Here is a 16,371-nt window from a genome sequence, read left to right as displayed (position 1 = left end):
CGCGGAAACCCGACCGTCATAGGGAGCATGCCTTGACACAAAACCCGACCTGGCAGGACACTTCCGCACGCGACCGTGCGGCATGGCGGCGGCACGGCGCAACAGACGTCACCGAACTCGACATCGGCTCCCTGCCCACCGCGTGCACCGGTCGTCCCGACCTGCGCGCGCTGCTGTTCCCCGCCGAGTCGAACAGGTGGCTCACACACGGAGAAATCGCGGAACGCAGCGCCGGGACGGCAAGTTGGTTGCGCGCCAACGGTTTGCGGCCCGGAGCGCGCGTTCTGCTGTGCGGACATAACAGCGCAGCGCTGGTTCTCGCCTACTTCGCGGTGCTGCGTGCGGGCGCCACAGTGGTCCTCGCCAATCCCGCCTACACCAGCGAGGAACTAGCCCACCTGGTCACCGACAGCCAGGCGGAATGGGCTTTTGCCGCGCACCCCGCCACCGAACGGATCGCCGGCCTCGGGCTTCAACTCGTGCCGCTCGATGAACCGCTGCCCGAAGCGGCACTCGACCGCGTCACGGACGATGAACACGAGCTCGCGCTCCTCGCCTACACCTCGGGCACGACCGGCACGCCCAAGGGCGTTCCGCTGACGCACGGTAACTTGCTCGCCTCGATCCGTGCCGCCATGCAGGCGTGGCGCTGGCGCGAAGACGACGTGCTCGTGCACTCCCTGCCGCTGAGCCACCAGCACGGCCTCGGCGGTGTGCACGCGACGTTGCTCGCCGGGTCATCCGCCGTCATCCTCCCGGACTTCGACCCCGCGAGGCTCACTGAAGCGATGCGCGCGCACGGTGCCACCGTGCTGTTCGCCGTCCCCGCGATCTACGAACGGCTCGTCGACGACGCTCCCGAGGCGCTGGCCACGCCGACACTCCGGCTGGCGGTCAGCGGCTCGGCACCGCTGAGCCCCGCGCTCGCCGACCGACTGGCGCAGGTCATGGGCGTGCCGCCGCTAGAACGGTACGGCAGCACGGAAAGCGGTCTGGACGTATCCAATGTGATCGACGGCCCCCGCATCCCCGGCACGGTCGGCCTGCCGTTACCCGGGGTCGAACTCCGGATCGCCGACGAATCCGGCGACGACGCACCGGAAGGAGAGATCCTGCTGCGCGGACCGCAGGTCTTCACCGGCTACTGGAACCGCCCGGAGGCCACCCGCGAGGCGTTCCACCCCGGTGGCTGGTTCCGCACCGGCGATCTCGGCCGGCTCGATCCCGACACCGGCTATCTGCGCATCACCGGCCGCAAGAAGGAATTGATCATCACCGGCGGCCTCAACGTCTACCCGCGGGAAGTCGAGCTCGCGCTGGAAAGGCACCCGCGGATCGCGGAAGCCGCGGTCGCCGGACTGCCGTCGCCGCGCTGGGGCGAGCAGGTCACCGCCTGGGTGGTCCCGACCGGGCCGGTCGATTCCGACGACCTCCGCGCGCACTGCCGAAAACTACTGGCCGCCTACAAGTGCCCGAAGCAGGTCTTCGTGGTGGATTCGTTGCCCCGCAACAGCATGGGCAAGCTCCGCCGATCGGCCCTCGAACCACCGGAACGCCAAGCTCGTTGATCCCCCGCCCGGCTAGAATCCGTCTCTATCAACACAGAATGGATGACCCGTGATGCAGCCGCTGTACACCAGTAAGACCGAGCTGGTCACCAGCATGCTTCGCGAACTCATCGTGACCGGCGAGCTGGAAGCCGGCACGTCACTGCGGCAGCGTGACCTGGCAACCCGGCTGGGGGTGAGCCCGACCCCGGTCCGCGAGGCGCTGCGACGGCTGGAAAGCGAAGGACTGGTCACCACCGATCAGCACCGCAGCGCGATCGTCGCGGAATCCTGGCTGGACGCCACCGAGGAGAACTACCTCGTCCGCGCCGCGCTGGAATCGCTGGCCGCCAAGTTAGCCGCCAAACGGATCACGGCCGAACAGCTCGCGACCATCGAGAAGATCAACGCGCGAATCCTCGATCTCGACGACGATTCCCTCGCCTACGGCACCCTGAACCGGGACTTTCACTTCGGCATTTACCAGGCGGCGGGCACCCCGGTGCTGATGTCGCTGATGCGCATGCTTTGGCAAGCGATGCCGGACGGCCCGAAAGTAGTTCGCAGCCACCGGGAATCGGCCGCCGAGCACGCGGCGATCATCGACGCGCTCCGGGAGGGCGACGCCGAGCTGGCCGGCGAGCTCACCTACCGGCACATCGTCGGCAGTGCCCACCTAGCCGACGAACGCCCCACCAAACGAACGGGCTAGAAGCCTGGTAGAGGAAGCGGCTATTTCCGCTTGAAATCGCCGACACCGGACACCTACCGGTGGTGCGCGACGAGGTCGTGGTCCGCGCTGGCCGCCGGGCCGGACGGGTGGGTGTGCAGGACCGCGCCGCCGAGCCGCGGAAGGGCGTGCCACAGGCGGTGTTCGGCCTCGTGCGCGATGCGATGCGCCGCGGCCAAGCTGAGCTCCGCTGCGACCTCCAGTTCGGCCTCGGCGCGCAGCGCGTGGCCGATCCAGCGCATCCGCAGCCCGCCGACCGCTACCACCCCGGGCGCGGTGGCCAGCGCCAGCTCGGCTCGGGCGACCAGCTCGGGATCGACCGCGTCGAGCACCCGGGCGAGGACTTCCTTGGCCGAGCCCCACAACACCGCGACGATCGCCGCAGTGATCAGCAAGCCGATCACCGGATCGGCCCACCACCAGCCCAGCGCGGCGCCAACGGCCGAGCCGAGCACCGCGAGGCTGGTGAACCCGTCGGTGCGCGCGTGCAGCCCGTCGGCGACCAGGGCGGCTGAGCCGATCTCCCGGCCCACCCGGATACGGTAGCGGGCGACCAGTTCGTTGCCGGCGAAACCCAGCAGCCCGGCCGCGGCGAGCCAGCCCAGGTGCTCGACCTGCCGCGGGTCGACCAGCCGCTGGACCGCCTCCCAGCCCGCCATCGCCGCCGATGCCGCGATCACCGCGAGGATGACCAGCCCGGCGAGGTCTTCGGCGCGGCCGAGCCCGTAGGTGAAGCGGCGGGTCGCCGCGCGCCGGGCGAGCACGAACGCGATCGCGAGGGGGACCGCGGTCAGCGCGTCGGCGAAGTTGTGCAGCGTGTCGCCGAGCAGCGCGACGGACCCGGTGAAGGCGACCAGGAAGGCCTGCCCGATCGCGGTGATCAGCAACGCCGCGAAGGAGATCCACAAGGTCCGCATGCCCTTGCGGCTGGCTTCCAACGCGCCGTCGACGACCTCGGCGGCGTCGTGGCTGTGCGGCGTCACCGCGTGCGTCAACCGCGCCCACGCGCCACCGTGGCGATGACCGTGCCCATGCCCGTGTCCATGTCGCGGCGTCGGCCTTCCGGATTCCACCGTGCCTCCTCGGGTTCGGCCCCCGGATTACCCCAAACGATAGGCCGCTGAACGCGAACGCGACAACGATGCTATTGAGAATGGCTTGCAGGAGAAGGCCACTCACGAAAGCCGATCTATCCACATTGGACCCGCGAACGCCCCTGAGACGGCACTCGCGGGTCTCGACACCGACCGCAAGGCGCGGCCATGACCTCGGTCATCGACCGAGGCGACGGACCGCGGCGCTGCCACCGATCAGCAGCAGCACCGTCGCCAGCGCCCAGCGGCGCTTCTCCTTGGTGTCATGGCCGGAGTGCTCAATGCCCGCCTCCTGAGTCGGCGGGGCGTACGCCCCGGGCTCCGGGGGTGGCACCGGCGGTGTTCGGATGGAGCGCGGCTCTGGCGTCGAGGGCGCGGGCGTGCTGGGCGTCGCCGAGGGCACCGGGCTTTGGACGGGTGGTGCCGGCGGCGGAGTCGCCGCCAGCATCGGCGTGGTCGGCAACTCGGGCGCCGGGGGCCGGGGCGTCGGGGGCCGGGGCGTCGGGGGCCGGGGCATCGGGGCGGCCTGGGTCAGGCAACCGGCGGCGTCGGAACTCGACATCGGCAGGACGCCGGCCAACTTCGTCACCGAACCATCCCGTTCGACCCGATACAGCCCGCCGACCTCGTTGGCCGTGACGTACAGAGCCCGGTCCGAACCGATCACCACCGACCCGTAAGTGCTCGGCGGCAACCCCGGCGCATCCACCAGCTTGGTAACCCGCCCGCTATCCGGGTCGATACGCACGATCGCCGCCGCGGCCGAGAAGGTCATCGATACGCCGTACAACTCGCCGTCCACCGGATCCACGTCGAAGTCGTCGAGCGCGAACGGCCAGTGCGATGACTGGACCGCGGTCCTCGACAGGACGCTGAGATAGGTCCGGCTGGCCGGATCCACGTCGACCGCGTACAGCTGGTTTCCGTCCTGCACATACCAGCGGTTTCCCTTGATGGCACCGGCCGTGGCGGTGTTCGCCGGATGCCACGGCGTCCCCCGCTGATCGGCCCGCACCGGCCCCAGGTCGCGCACCTCACCGGATCGCCCCAGCGTCACCACGTGGATTCCCTCGGTATACAGCCCGAACCGGCCGCGCTCTGCCATGGCATACACCAAGCCCTGCGAAGCGGCGTACCCGAGCGCATTGACCCGGTAATCGAGTTGGCCGAGCCGGGTGCTTTCCGCCGTCGGCAACATCACCCGGTACAGCGTGGAATTCGCCCCCGGCACGGTACTGCGGACCTGGAGCACCGTGCACCCAGGTGCCGCACCCGCGGAAACCCAGGCCACCGACGCCGCCAATACCGCCATCGCCAGAGCGGCCGTTACCGCCGCGACCCGCCTCCACATCAACTTCGACCGAGCCGCGCAAGTGCCCACTGGAACGCGTCCGGGCCGATCTGCGAGCCGAGGCTGAACGGGTTCTGCAGCTGGAAGATCGCGAACAGCAGCAGCGCCAGCGCACCGGCTAATGTGGACACCAGCACGATGTGCGGCCCCAATCTGGTGCCACCAAAGAGGTTCGGCAGCAGCACGCACACCACGCTGCCCGCGATCAGCACGAACCACACCACTGCCACCACGCCGCTGTCGAACGCCCTGGTGACCCGCTCGTGCCGCTCCTGGTAGACCTGACCGAGCTGGGTAACGGCGTCGGTCTTGCGGCCCTCCTGGAAGTCGCCGTCGGCGGGAGCCTGCAGCACCGCGGCGCGGAGCTTGTCCAGCTGCGCCCAGCCCAGCCCGGAGACCTGGCCGCCCTGCTGCATGACCGGCCACTCCTGGTCAAGGACCGTGTGCGCGTACTGCGCGCTGAGTGCGCGTGCCTCATCGCCTACCGGGCCGGGCAGCGAATCCACCGCCCAGGAAACCGAAACCAGCGCCTGCGCCTCGCGGTAGGCGCCATCCCGCGCATCGCCGACGGTGTCGAACAGGGTCACCAGCACGAAAGCCAGCACCACGGCCTGCAGGCCGCTGACGATGGTGAAGACCTGGCCCGCCGCATCGTTGTTGCTCGGTCGCCCCTCGTCCTGGCCGAGCCGGCGGACCAGGTAGCCGATCACCGCGGCGGCCACCGACGCGCTCAGCACCCAGAGTAAACCGTTGAGGTAGATACTCATTCCACCCCCCCTGCGATCGTCTCGCTGCACGCGGAGGTCTGGCGCTGCTCGGCCACCAGCAGTTCGCCGACGTCGCACCTGAGCACCGCGCAGATGATGTCGAGGTCGTCCAACTTCAGGCTGGCCGGGGTCTTCGACCACAGCCCGGACATCTTCCCGGCGGAGATCACCAGGCCTCGCTCAGCGAGCATCCGCTGCAGCTCGGTGGCCTTCCAGATGCCGCGCTGGGCCGCGACCAGTCGCAAGTTCCATTTCACGTCGACATCGCCTCTCGACCCGTTTCGATCGACTGAACACCGCATTCGCACACGCTTCCCCCATCTCCTATCTCATGCCGCGGGCGGGGCCCGCCCGGCGACGCAACTTCAGAACGGCCGAAGAACACCCAGGAAGAACTCGGATTCAACCGTGGCCCGAACAGTACTACTCGATCACCTAAGCACGGATAACCCGATTTGTGGAATCCGAGATCACAACGCCAATCGCCCACCCGGAGCAGTCCCCCGCGGAGACGTCCCGAAAAATCCGAATTTGGTTGGTACAAGCGGGGAGAAGATCCGCCGAATATCGGAATGAGATGCGCCGATGATTACGCAGCGTCCCGAGCAAGCGGCATATCAGGTGATCTTGATATTGTGACATTCCGCCTAACCCATCGCGGCACATGCAGCACTTTCGGGTGACTGTACGGTCATGATCACTGGTGCTAACGTCGCCGTCGGCAGCGAAAAACGGTGTCACGCGACCAACGCGGTGAATATTCCAATTTGGACAATCTCCATTCGGACCTATTGAATTCATTAGCACAATCGCAATTCGTCTTTTCCTGCCTGCCTCTTTACGACCGGAGAAGATTGGTGGTATTGGCGTGACTGTGACGGATCCGCTCAACCCGGGCGAGACCGAAGCGCCGCAGTTGAGCCTGAGCACGGCGGCGGCGCGGAATCTGGCCACCACGACCAAGTCCGTCCCGCAGATGCAGGGCATCACCTCGCGTTGGCTCCTGCGCATGCTGCCGTGGGTGCAGGCGGCCGGCGGCGCCTACCGGGTCAACCGACGGCTGAGCTACACCCTCGGCGATGGTCGGGTCACCTTCACCAACACCGGTGCCGACGTGCGGGTCATCCCGCAGGAATTGCAAGAACTCCCGCTGCTTCGCGGATTCGATGACGACGCCACGCTGCGCGCCCTGGCGGATCGTTTCGTGCAGCAGGAATTCGAGCCGGGTCAGGTGATCGCGACCGCCGGGCAGCCAGCGGATGAGGTCGTGCTCATCGCGCACGGCAAGGTCAACAAGATCGGCACCGGCGAGTACGGTGACGACACCGTGCTGAGCATGCTCGCCGACGGCGAGTTCTTCGGCGCGCAGGCCCTGGCCGAAGAATCGTCCACCTGGGAGGCGACCTTCAAGGCGGTCACCCCCTGCACCGTGCTTTCCTTGCGGCAACAGGACTTCCGGGACATGAACGGCAGTTCCGAACCGCTGCGAGAGCACATCCGGAACACACTGTCCGGCCCGAAGCGCCCGCACAACGTGCACGGCGAAGCGGACATCGAGATCGCCTCCGGGCACGCCGGCGAGCCCGCGCTGGCCGGAACCTATGTGGACTACGAACTGGCGCCCCGGGAGTACGAACTCAGCGTGGCACAAACGGTTCTGCGCGTGCACAGCCGCGTTGCCGACCTCTACAACCAGCCGATGAACCAGACCGAGCAACAGCTCCGGCTGACCATCGAAGCGCTGCGCGAACGGCAAGAAGAAGAACTGATCAACAACCGCGACTTCGGCCTGCTGCACAACGCCGACCTCCGCCAGCGCATCCACACCCGCAGCGGCCCGCCCACCCCCGACGACCTCGACGAGCTGCTGGCGCTCGTGTGGAAGGATCCCGGGTTCTTCCTCGCCCACCCGCGCACCATCGCGGCGATCGGGCAGGAATGCAGCAAACGCGGCCTGTACCCGCAGAGCATCGACCTCAACGGTCACCAGGTGCCCGCCTGGCGCGGCGTGCCGATCCTGCCGTGCAACAAGCTGCACGTCAGCAAGACCCGCACCAGTTCCATCGTGCTGATGCGCACCGGCGAGGAAAACCAGGGCGTCATCGGCCTGCACCAGACCGGGATCCCGGACGAGTACCGGCCCGGCCTGTCGGTGCGCTTCATGGGCGTCAACGACCAGGCGGTTATCTCGTACCTGGTCAGTGCCTACTACTCGGCGGCGATCCTGGTACCCGACGCGATCGGAGTGCTCGAACACGTCGAACTCGGCCGGGAGAGCTGAGCCGAGCCCTGGCGCGCGGCCCGCGCTGCCGGCACCGGGCGCGTTTTCGAGGGAAATCAGCGCATTGATTTCCCTCGAAAACGCCATCACCCCGGGCAACCGCACCACTACGCACCACAAGGAGATCGGAAATCGTGACCGTGACAGAGCCGGACCTCGGCGCCGTAGAACAGGCCGCACTGAGCCTGACCACCGCGGCGGCGCGGAAGCTGTCGACGACGACCAAATCCCAGCCGCAGATGCAGGGCACCACCTCACGATGGCTGCTTCGAATGCTGCCGTGGATGGACGTCTCGGCGGGCACGTATCGGGTCAACCGCCGGTTGACCTACGCCGTCGGGGACGGGCGGATCACCTTCACGAACACCGGTTCCGATGTTCGCGTCATCCCGCAGGAACTCGCCGAACTGCCGCTGCTGCGCGGTTTCGACGACGACTCGGTGCTGGGCGCGTTGGCCGACCGGTTCGTGCAGCGCGAGTTCGAGCCGGGTCAGGTGATCGCGACCGCCGGGCAATCAGCGGACGAGGTCGTGCTCATCGCGCACGGCAAGGTCAACAAGATCGGCGCCGGCGAGTACGGCGACGACACCGTGCTCAGCGTGCTCGCCGATGGCGAATTCTTCGGCGCCCGGGTGTTGGCCCCTCATCAATACACTTGGGACCACACGTACAAGGCGGTCACCCAGTGCATCACCCTCACACTGACCACCCAGGCGTTGCAGGAGTTGAACAACCAGTTCGACCGGCTGCGGGCGCACATCGCCAACAACCACGACAATCCCGCGCCGCCACAGAACAAACACGGTGAAGCCGCCATCGATATCGCCTCCGGGCACGCCGGCGAGCCCACACTGGCCGGAACCTATGTGGACTACGAACTGGCGCCCCGGGAGTACGAACTCAGCGTGGCACAAACGGTTCTGCGCGTGCACACCCGCGTTGCCGACCTCTACAACCAGCCGATGAACCAGACCGAGCAACAGCTGCGGCTGACCATCGAAGCGCTGCGCGAACGACAAGAGCACGAGCTGATCAACAACCGCGACTTCGGCCTGCTACACAACGCCGACCTCCGCCAGCGCATCCACACCCGCAGCGGCCCGCCCACCCCCGACGACCTCGACGAACTGCTCTCCCGCCGCCGCAAGACGCGGTTCTTCCTGGCCCACCCCCGAACCATCGCCGCGTTCGGCCGGGAGTGCAATCGCCGCGGCATCTACCCGCAGACCACCGAGGTCCAGGACCGCCAGGTGCACGCCTGGCGGGGCGTGCCGTTCCTGCCCAGCGACAAGATCCCGATCAGCGACAGCGGCACGAGTTCGATCCTGGCGATGCGCACCGGCGAGGAGGACCACGGGGTCGTCGGCCTCCGGCAGACCGGCATCCCCGACGAGTACCAGCCCGGCCTCAACGTCCGGTTCATGGGCATCAACGACCAGGCGGTGATCTCCTACCTGGTCAGCGCCTACTTCTCGGCCGCGGTACTGGTCCCGGACGCGCTCGGCGTCCTCGAACGCGTCGAAATCGCCCGCTGATCCCTGTTCTGTATCTCGATTTCCAAAGCGGCGGGGCCGATCGGCCCCGCCCACTACCGCAAATCCCCCAGTGGAAACGCGACAGCAACTCCCCGCGGGAGGTCGTAACCGGCACCACCGCGCAGGACGACCCCGGTTCAACAAGTCCTCTGGTCGAAGGGAAATCGCATGGCCACCATGCAGCAGGATGCCAATAAGGCGGGTGCGGCCTACGAAGCTTTGACACGTAGCCGTGCGATGGTCGAGCCCGCCCTGCGGGCCGCGGTCGACCGGTTGCCCACCCGGATGCAGCAGGTCTCCGGATACCACCTCGGTTGGTGGGACGAGCACGGCAATCCGGTTCGCGCCGACCGGGGTAAGGCGTTGCGGCCCACGATGGTGCTGCTCGCGGCCACCGCTGTCGGTGGCGATCCCGCGGTCGCGGTGCCCGCCGCCGTCGCGGTGGAGTTGGTGCACAACTTCTCGCTGCTGCACGACGATGTGCTGGACGGTGACGTCACCAGGAGACACCGCCCCACGGCGTGGACGGTGTTCGGCAGTGGACCAGCCATCCTCGCCGGCGACGCGATGCTGTCGTTGGCTTCCGATGTCTTGAGCTCGTGCAAACATCCCAAAGCGGCCGCTGCGATACGAACGCTGAGCACCGCCGTGCTGAACCTGATCAACGGTCAGACCGCGGACCTCGCCTTCGAGGACCGGCCCAACGTGGAGCTGGCCGAATGCCAGCGGATGGCCCACGACAAAACCGCCGCACTGCTGGGCTGCGCCTGCGCGCTCGGCGCATTGTTCGGCGGCGGCACGACCGAGCAGATCGCCCGGCTGCGCAGCTTCGGCGAGCGGCTTGGGCTGGCGTTCCAACACATCGACGACCTGTTGGGCATCTGGGGCGATCCGGCGATCACCGGCAAACCGGTGTTCTCCGACCTGCGCACCCGCAAGAAGTCCCTTCCGGTAGTGTCCGCGCTGACCTCCGGCACCACGGCCGGTCAGCGGCTGGCCAGTCTCTACCTCCGCGAGCAGCCGCTGTCCGGCAGCGATCTGGCCCAATCCGCCGAGCTGATCGCGTTGGCAGGCGGCCGCACCTGGAGCCGGAACCAGGCCGACGAGCTTCTGGCCGCCGCCCTGAGCGACTTGCGCCGCTCGGACCCGACCCCACGTGCGGCCGAAGAACTCAGTGCCTTGGCCCAGCTGATGACCCACCGGGATCACTGAGCAGCGGGACCCTGCGGACTCGACCGGGCCGGCCCCGGTCGAGTCCGCAGGAGCATGCCGACCACTGGTGTTCGGCAGCGGGCTTCGTTTCCGCGCACAGCCAACCGATTTGGGAATGCAATCATGCCGGGTCAGTCCGTCGAGCCGAACGGATCAGCGGCGGCGGAAAGCACCGATGACCCCGGCCGCCAGGGCGGCGGTGAGGAAGGACGCGATGGAGGCGCTCATCCAGGTCGGCGGGGTGAAGCCCAGCACGGCCTGCACATCGGTCCAGAGCTTCGACCACCAGCCGAGCTCGCCGGGGTTGATCAGTTGGAACACCGCGAAGCCGAGCAGCCAGGCCACCAGCATTCCCCAGCGAGACGGTGCGCGCTGCGACAGGTCCCAGGTCCGGCGGCGGCCATGCGCGAAGTAGTCGACCGCCAGCACGCCGAACATCGGCACGAACACCGATCCGATCAGCAGCAGGAAGTTTGAGAACTGGGAGATGTCCAGCGTCAGCGCCAACAGCGTCGTCATCGCGCCGACGCCCAGGCTCAGTAGCCGGCGGTCCGTGCTGGGCCGCAGGTTCTGGATCGACACCGCGGTCGAGTAGATGTCGGCGAAGGACTGGTCGACCTCGCGCAGCACCAGGATCCCGAAGAAGATCACCCCGAGCGGCACCGCCAGCAGCGGATCGAACGCCTTGTCCGCATCACCGCCGACCATCGCCAACCCGAGCAAGCCCAGCAGGTAGCAAGCGATCTGGGTGACCGAATAACCCAGCGTCGCGGCGGTGAAGGCGCCCGCCGCGGACTTCGAGTGCCGGGAGTAGTCCGAGGCGACCGGGATCCAGGACACCGCGACCGCCAGCGCGGCGTCCGCGCCGGGCCAGAACCCCTGCCAGGAGCCGGTGTTCATGTCCGGCAGCGGGTGACGCAGCAACTGGACGAAGAAGTACACCATCGCGATCGCCACGGCGATGCTGACGTAACGACGCAGCAGGCGCAGGGCACCGAGTGGGCGCAACGTGAGCGCGGTGGTCAGCACCCCGGCCACCAGCACGTACAACCATTGCGGGCCGCCGCCGAACAGCGCCTCCGCGCCCTGCGCGATCACCAGCAGCTCGAAGGTCCCCCAGCCGACCAGTTGCAGGATGTTCAGCACGGTCGGCAGGTACGACAACTTGGTGCCGAAAAGCCCGCGCAGCAACATCATCGATGGCGCGCCGGTGCGCGCACCGGGAATCGCCGCGATGCCGACCATGATGCTGCCCAGCACCGTGCCGACCACGCACGCCGTGACGGCGGCGAGGAAGGAAAGCTGCGGCACGCCGCTCGGTGCGAGCACTGCCAGCGCGCCGCTGAAACCGAGCAGGCTCACGCCGAGATTGCCCCAGAACGCACCCTGGTCGAGCACGCCCAACGTCCTGGGCGCCGGTTCATCGAGGGTGTGCGGAACTTCGGAACGTTCGACGTCAAGCGCCATCAACAGCTCCCTACGCCGGCATTATCCGGACAGGTTCAGCGGTCGGTGGCGCGGCGGTGCCACCCTCTCAGCCCGGTGCGCCCGAGCTCCCGCGTGGATATGTCGGCGACACCCTACCTCGATCAGGTGAGCGATGAGCAGGTGGGCCTGCTCACCACGAATCGGCCAAGGGGCCCTCGACGAGAAAATGTCGGCGGACCAGCGCCAGAACGTCGACGGCGGGAACGTCGCATGATCGTTTCCGCGGACTTCGACCACACGGTATGCCGGCGGGTACCCGATCCGGCCATTGGCCACCCGGATGAGCGATGCGCCGGTTGATTCCGGCACCGGTGTGCATTGACCTCGACCTTGGTAGAGCTCCTAACCTCGGGGATACGGCAGTACGACGAGTGAAAGCGAGCAAACCGATGTCCGTTCAGCTCAACCACACGATCGTCGCCACCTCGGACAAGGTCGCCGGCGCACGGTTCCTGGCCGACCTGCTCGGCCTGCCGGCCCCGGAGCCCTTCGGTCCGTTCATGTGTGTGCAGACCGGCAACGACGTGTCCCTGGACTACCTGGAGACCGGGGACGCGATCGTCCCGCAGCACTATGCGTTCCTGATCAGCGAGGAGGAGTTCGACGAGATCTTCGGGCGGATCAAGGCGCAGGAGCTGGCGTACTGGGCGGGTCCGAGGCATCAGGAGCCCGGGCGGATCAACACCCGGGACGGCGGCCGTGGCGTCTACTTCGACGACCCCGACGGCCACATCCTGGAAATCCTCACCCGGCCCTACGGCAGCGGCGGGTAGCCGCGAGGCCACATTTCAGCTGGTCAGGCCAGGAACTTGTCCAGGGTGATGGGAACGTCCCGGACTCGGATCCCGGTGGCGTGATACGCGGCGTTGGCTATCGCCGCCGCGGTGCCCACGATGCCGATCTCACCGATTCCCTTGGCTCCCATCGGGTTCACGTACGGGTCGTGCTCGTCGATCCAGTCCGCCTCGATGCTGCCGATATCGGCATTGGTCGGGATGTGGTACTCCGCGAAGTCGTGGTTGACCACGTGACCGAACCGGGGGTCCACGACGCTGTGCTCGTGCAGCGCCATCGACAGCCCCATGGTCATTCCACCGAGCAGCTGTGAGCGGCCGGTCTTGGCGTTGATCATCTGGCCGATCGCGAAGATCCCCAGCAGCCGCGGTACCCGCACCTCCCCGGTGCCGGTGTGCACCTTGACCTCGGCGAACTGCGCACCGAAGCTGTGCATGGCCAGCTGACCCGCGTACGGGTTGTCCGGGAGCGTCCCGGTGATCTCCACGCCCTCGTCCGGGATCGGTTCCCCGATGGGCAGTTCCGCACGCAGCTTGCGCGCCGCGTCCACGATCGCCGAGCCCCAGCACATGATCCCGGTCGAGCCGCCGGCGCCGGAGGCATACGGCAGGTCGGTGTCGCCGATGCTCAGCATCACGTCGGACATCTCGACGTCCAGCGCGTCGGCGGCGATCTGGGTCAGCGCGGTCCAGGCCCCGGTGCCGATGTCGGCGGCCCCGATGAGCACCCGGTACCGGCCGTCCGGCCGGGCCCGGATGGTGGCGCGCGAGCCCGGCATGCTGAACACCGGATAGGTCGAGGCGGCCACGCCGGTGCCCACCAGCCAGGGCCCGTCGCGGTGGGTGCGCGGTCTCGGGTTCCGCTCCGGCCAGCCGAACCGCCGAGCTCCCTCTTGCAGGCAGGCGACCAGGTTCCGGCTGGAGAACGGCCGACCGGTTTCGGGATCGGTGTCCGGTTCGTTGCGGATGCGGAACTCAATGGGGTCCAGCCCGCAGGCGATCGCCATCTCGTCCACGGCGACCTCCAGCCCGAACATGCCCGGTGCCTCCCCTGGGGCCCGCATCCACGTCGGCGCCGGAACGTCGAGTTCGGCGAGCCGGTGGGTGGTGCGGCGGTTCGGTGCGGCGTACATGACGCGAGTCGGCACGGCGGTCTGCTCGGCGAACTCCTTGATGCGGGAGGTCTGCTCCACCACGTCGTGGCTGATCGCGGTCAACTGTCCGGTCGAGTCGCTGCCGAGGCGGATCCGCTGAATGGTGCCGGTGCGGTAGCCGACCACCGAGAACATCTGCTGTCGGGTCAGCACAAGCTTCGCCGGGCGCGGGGTGACGAGCCGCGCGGCCATCGCGGCCAGCACCACGTGCGCGTGCGGCAGCCCCTTCGAGCCGAATCCGCCACCGGCGTGCGGGCACACCACGTGGACCGACTCCGGATCCAGGCCGAACAGCGTCGCGATGGCGTCGCGCACCCAGTGCACGCCCTGGGTAGAGTCGTAGAGGGTGAGCTCGTCGTCGGTCCACATCGCGATGGTGGTGTGCGGCTCCAGCGGATTGTTGTGCTCCTGCGGGGTGGTGTAGGTGGCGTCGAGGACGACCGCCGCGGTGGCCAGTGCGCCGTCCACATCCCCATCGGCGGTGTCGGTCGGGAAGCCGCCGTTGACCTCGCCGGGCCGGACCAGGTCCGCACGGGCCGGGTGGAGCTCGACGTCATGGGTGAGCTGTTCGTAACTCAGCCGCACCAGGCTCGCCGCGCGCCGTGCGACTTCAGCGGTTTCGGCCAGCACCGCGCCGATGAACTGCCCGCGGAAGGCGACCTCGGGCGACTGTAGGATCGCCAGTTCGGCGTCCTGGGCCGAGGCCAGCCGGGGCGCGTTCTCGTGGGTCAGCACGTCCACCACATCCGGTTCGGCGATCGCCGCCGAGGCGTCGATGCCGGTGACCCGGCCCAGTGCGATGGCGGCCTGCAATGGGAACACGTACACCGGCCGCTCGACCGGGTGCTCGGCGGCGTACAGCGCGGCGCCCCGGACCTTCTCGGCGCCGTCGATGCGGTCGACCGGTGCGCCTATCAGGCTGGTCGTGACGGTCATCGCCGCGCCTCCGCGAGCTCGGTGAGGATGCCGACGATCATGTTGCGCGCCAGCGGGATCTTGAACTCGTTGTCTGGCAAGGGGCGGGCGTCGGCGAGTTCCGCCTCCGCTGCCTCGCGGAAAGCCTCCGCGGTCGCGCTAACCCCGCGCAGCGATGTCTCGGCCCGAGTCGCGCGCCACGGCTTGTGCGCGACACCGCCCAGCGCCAGCCGGACGTCGCGCACCTCGCCGTCGGCCACGTCCAGCGCGGCGGCCACCGACACCAGCGCGAACGCGTAGGACGCGCGGTCGCGTGCCTTGCGGTACCGGGAGTTCGTCGCGAAGCCCAGTGACGGGATGTCGATCGAGGTGATGAGCTCCCCATGCTCCAGAACCGTGTCGCGCTCGGGGTGATCACCGGGCAGCCGATGCAGTCCGACCAGTGGAATCGCTCGTGGCCCGCGCGGTCCCTGGGTGTTCACTACCGCGTCGAGGGCGACCAGCGCCACTGCCATGTCGGACGGATGCGTGGCGATGCATGACTCGGAGGAACCGAGTATCGCGTGCTCGCGGTGGAAACCTTTCCGCGCCGAGCAGCCCGTCCCCGGTTCCCGCTTGTTGCACGGTGTCGTGACGTCCTGGAAGTACACGCATCTGGTCCGCTGCAACAGGTTCCCGCCGGCGGTGGCGAGGTTTCGCAGCTGCCCGGACGCGCCCGCGAGCACCGCCTGCGACAGCATCGGGAAGCGCTCGCGGATGGCCGGATCGGCGGCCAGGGCGCTGTTGGTGACCGAAGCGCCGATGCGCACGAAGTCGGGGTGCAGGTCGATCCGGTCGGAGGTGAGCCGCCGGACGTCGACGAGCAGGTCGGGCACCGCGACCTCAAGCTTCATCAGATCGACCAGGTTGGTGCCGCCGGCCAGGTACGCCGCGGTGGATATTTCGGAGAGGGTGCGCACCGCGCTGTCGACGTCGGCCACATGCTGGTAGCGGAACGGTTTCATCGCTGCGCCACCTCCGCGATGGCCGGCACGATGTTGGCGTACGCGCCGCAGCGGCAGAGGTTTCCGCTCATCCGCTCGCGGATCTCATCTTCGAGCCCGGCCCCGTCCGGGGTGACCGCGCTCGGCTCGTCGTCGTGCATCTCGCACAACACGCCCACCGCCGAAACCACCTGGCCGGGCGTGCAGTACCCGCATTGGAACGCGTCGTGCTCGATGAACGACCGCTGCACCGGGTGGAGGTCGGCGCCGGCCAGCCCGTCCGCGGTGCGGATGTCCGCGCCGTCGAAGGCCACCGCCAGCATCAGGCAGCTGTCGACCCGGCGGTTGCCTACTAGCACGGTGCAGGCGCCGCACTGGCCGTGGTCGCAGCCCTTCTTCGGGCTGGTGATCCCCAACCGCTCCCGCAGAGCGTCGAGTACCGTCGTTCGCGTATCGACGATCAGCCGGTGCTCGGTTCCGTCCACCACAAGGGTGATTTCGGTTTCCACGGTCGCCTCCC

At 68.2% G+C, this 16,371-nt stretch carries 14 protein-coding genes and 1 riboswitch; of the genes, 6 read left to right on the top strand and 8 right to left on the bottom strand.

All coding sequences use genetic code 11. From position 1 onward, the window contains the following. The first annotated feature begins 32 nt into the window (after window positions 1-32). Together BJ970_RS26090 and BJ970_RS26085 are read left to right on the top strand one after the other, a co-directional pair. Window positions 33-1,568 carry a class I adenylate-forming enzyme family protein gene (locus tag BJ970_RS26090; protein WP_184728643.1) on the top strand — a complete coding sequence of 512 codons (1,536 nt, stop codon included), beginning with the start codon at window positions 33-35 and terminating at the stop codon, window positions 1,566-1,568. 52 nt (window positions 1,569-1,620) lie between these two features. Beyond that, on the top strand, window positions 1,621-2,259 hold the full coding sequence (locus BJ970_RS26085) for a GntR family transcriptional regulator (RefSeq protein WP_246471829.1): 639 nt from the start codon (window positions 1,621-1,623) through the stop codon (window positions 2,257-2,259). A gap of 53 nt (window positions 2,260-2,312) precedes the next feature. Here BJ970_RS26085 and BJ970_RS26080 read toward each other — a convergent pair whose 3' ends face one another. From BJ970_RS26080 to BJ970_RS26065, 4 genes are all read right to left on the bottom strand, one after another. Then, window positions 2,313-3,350 carry a cation diffusion facilitator family transporter gene (locus BJ970_RS26080; protein WP_184728641.1) on the bottom strand — a complete coding sequence of 346 codons (1,038 nt, stop codon included), beginning with the start codon at window positions 3,348-3,350 and terminating at the stop codon, window positions 2,313-2,315. A 199-nt stretch (window positions 3,351-3,549) separates the two neighbouring features. Further along, window positions 3,550-4,683: a DUF6923 family protein gene (locus tag BJ970_RS26075; protein WP_184728640.1), complete on the bottom strand. Its 1,134-nt coding sequence runs from the start codon at window positions 4,681-4,683 to the stop codon at window positions 3,550-3,552. Between the two features lie 38 nt (window positions 4,684-4,721). Beyond that, the gene (locus tag BJ970_RS26070) at window positions 4,722-5,489 is read right to left on the bottom strand and encodes a bestrophin-like domain (RefSeq protein ID WP_184728639.1); all 768 of its coding nucleotides are present in this window, start codon (window positions 5,487-5,489) and stop codon (window positions 4,722-4,724) included. After that, the gene (locus tag BJ970_RS26065; protein WP_184728638.1) at window positions 5,486-5,746 is read right to left on the bottom strand and encodes a helix-turn-helix domain-containing protein; all 261 of its coding nucleotides are present in this window, start codon (window positions 5,744-5,746) and stop codon (window positions 5,486-5,488) included. Before BJ970_RS26065 ends, BJ970_RS26070 begins: the two co-directional genes overlap by 4 nt. 611 nt (window positions 5,747-6,357) lie before the next feature. On the opposite strand from BJ970_RS26065, the gene BJ970_RS26060 reads away from it, so the two are divergent. From BJ970_RS26060 to BJ970_RS26050, 3 genes are all read left to right on the top strand, one after another. Then, window positions 6,358-7,770: a family 2B encapsulin nanocompartment shell protein gene (locus tag BJ970_RS26060; RefSeq protein WP_312864413.1), complete on the top strand. Its 1,413-nt coding sequence runs from the start codon at window positions 6,358-6,360 to the stop codon at window positions 7,768-7,770. Window positions 7,771-7,904: 134 nt separating this feature from the next. Then, window positions 7,905-9,305 (top strand): family 2B encapsulin nanocompartment shell protein, encoded by a 1,401-nt coding sequence (locus tag BJ970_RS26055; RefSeq protein ID WP_312864412.1) that lies wholly within the window; start codon window positions 7,905-7,907, stop codon window positions 9,303-9,305. A gap of 168 nt (window positions 9,306-9,473) precedes the next feature. Beyond that, a complete protein-coding gene (locus BJ970_RS26050) occupies window positions 9,474-10,517 on the top strand; it encodes a family 2 encapsulin nanocompartment cargo protein polyprenyl transferase (protein WP_184728637.1) in 1,044 nt (347 codons plus the stop codon). 153 nt (window positions 10,518-10,670) lie between these two features. Here BJ970_RS26050 and BJ970_RS26045 read toward each other — a convergent pair whose 3' ends face one another. Continuing rightward, a complete protein-coding gene (locus BJ970_RS26045) occupies window positions 10,671-11,984 on the bottom strand; it encodes a purine-cytosine permease family protein (RefSeq protein ID WP_184728636.1) in 1,314 nt (437 codons plus the stop codon). Then, window positions 11,975-12,087, bottom strand: a riboswitch (TPP riboswitch). (Overlaps the previous gene by 10 nt.) Window positions 12,088-12,394: 307 nt before the next feature. Between BJ970_RS26045 and BJ970_RS26040 the strand changes: the two genes are divergently transcribed. Next, window positions 12,395-12,778 carry a VOC family protein gene (locus BJ970_RS26040; RefSeq protein ID WP_184728635.1) on the top strand — a complete coding sequence of 128 codons (384 nt, stop codon included), beginning with the start codon at window positions 12,395-12,397 and terminating at the stop codon, window positions 12,776-12,778. Window positions 12,779-12,801: 23 nt separating this feature from the next. Here the strand turns inward: BJ970_RS26040 and BJ970_RS26035 are convergent, their stop codons facing one another. From BJ970_RS26035 to BJ970_RS26025, 3 genes are read right to left on the bottom strand one after another with little or no spacing between them, the layout of a single operon-like run. Continuing rightward, window positions 12,802-14,889 carry a xanthine dehydrogenase family protein molybdopterin-binding subunit gene (locus tag BJ970_RS26035; RefSeq protein WP_184728634.1) on the bottom strand — a complete coding sequence of 696 codons (2,088 nt, stop codon included), beginning with the start codon at window positions 14,887-14,889 and terminating at the stop codon, window positions 12,802-12,804. After that, window positions 14,886-15,872, bottom strand: coding sequence for an FAD binding domain-containing protein (locus tag BJ970_RS26030; protein ID WP_184728633.1), 987 nt, complete (start codon window positions 15,870-15,872; stop codon window positions 14,886-14,888). The genes BJ970_RS26035 and BJ970_RS26030 overlap by 4 nt, the downstream gene beginning before the upstream one ends. Next, window positions 15,869-16,360 (bottom strand): (2Fe-2S)-binding protein, encoded by a 492-nt coding sequence (locus tag BJ970_RS26025; protein WP_184728632.1) that lies wholly within the window; start codon window positions 16,358-16,360, stop codon window positions 15,869-15,871. Before BJ970_RS26025 ends, BJ970_RS26030 begins: the two co-directional genes overlap by 4 nt. Between the last annotated feature and the right edge of the window lie 11 nt (window positions 16,361-16,371).

It is taken from the genome of Saccharopolyspora phatthalungensis (assembly GCF_014203395.1).
GTDB classification, from domain to species: Bacteria; Actinomycetota; Actinomycetes; order Mycobacteriales; family Pseudonocardiaceae; genus Saccharopolyspora; species Saccharopolyspora phatthalungensis.
This window is presented reverse-complemented; position numbering and strand designations above follow the sequence as displayed.

What these genes read in the sequence shown, in the direction of transcription:
- BJ970_RS26085 (WP_246471829.1), top strand. Translation starts at nt 1,621, where the DNA reads ATGCAGCCGCTGTACACCAGTAAGACCGAGCTGGTCACCAGCATGCTT.
- BJ970_RS26075 (WP_184728640.1), bottom strand. Translation starts at nt 4,683, where the DNA reads ATGGCGGTATTGGCGGCGTCGGTGGCCTGGGTTTCCGCGGGTGCGGCA.
- BJ970_RS26070 (WP_184728639.1), bottom strand. Translation starts at nt 5,489, where the DNA reads ATGAGTATCTACCTCAACGGTTTACTCTGGGTGCTGAGCGCGTCGGTG.
- BJ970_RS26050 (WP_184728637.1), top strand. Translation starts at nt 9,474, where the DNA reads ATGGCCACCATGCAGCAGGATGCCAATAAGGCGGGTGCGGCCTACGAA.
- BJ970_RS26045 (WP_184728636.1), bottom strand. Translation starts at nt 11,984, where the DNA reads ATGGCGCTTGACGTCGAACGTTCCGAAGTTCCGCACACCCTCGATGAA.
- BJ970_RS26040 (WP_184728635.1), top strand. Translation starts at nt 12,395, where the DNA reads ATGTCCGTTCAGCTCAACCACACGATCGTCGCCACCTCGGACAAGGTC.
- BJ970_RS26035 (WP_184728634.1), bottom strand. Translation starts at nt 14,889, where the DNA reads ATGACCGTCACGACCAGCCTGATAGGCGCACCGGTCGACCGCATCGAC.
- BJ970_RS26030 (WP_184728633.1), bottom strand. Translation starts at nt 15,872, where the DNA reads ATGAAACCGTTCCGCTACCAGCATGTGGCCGACGTCGACAGCGCGGTG.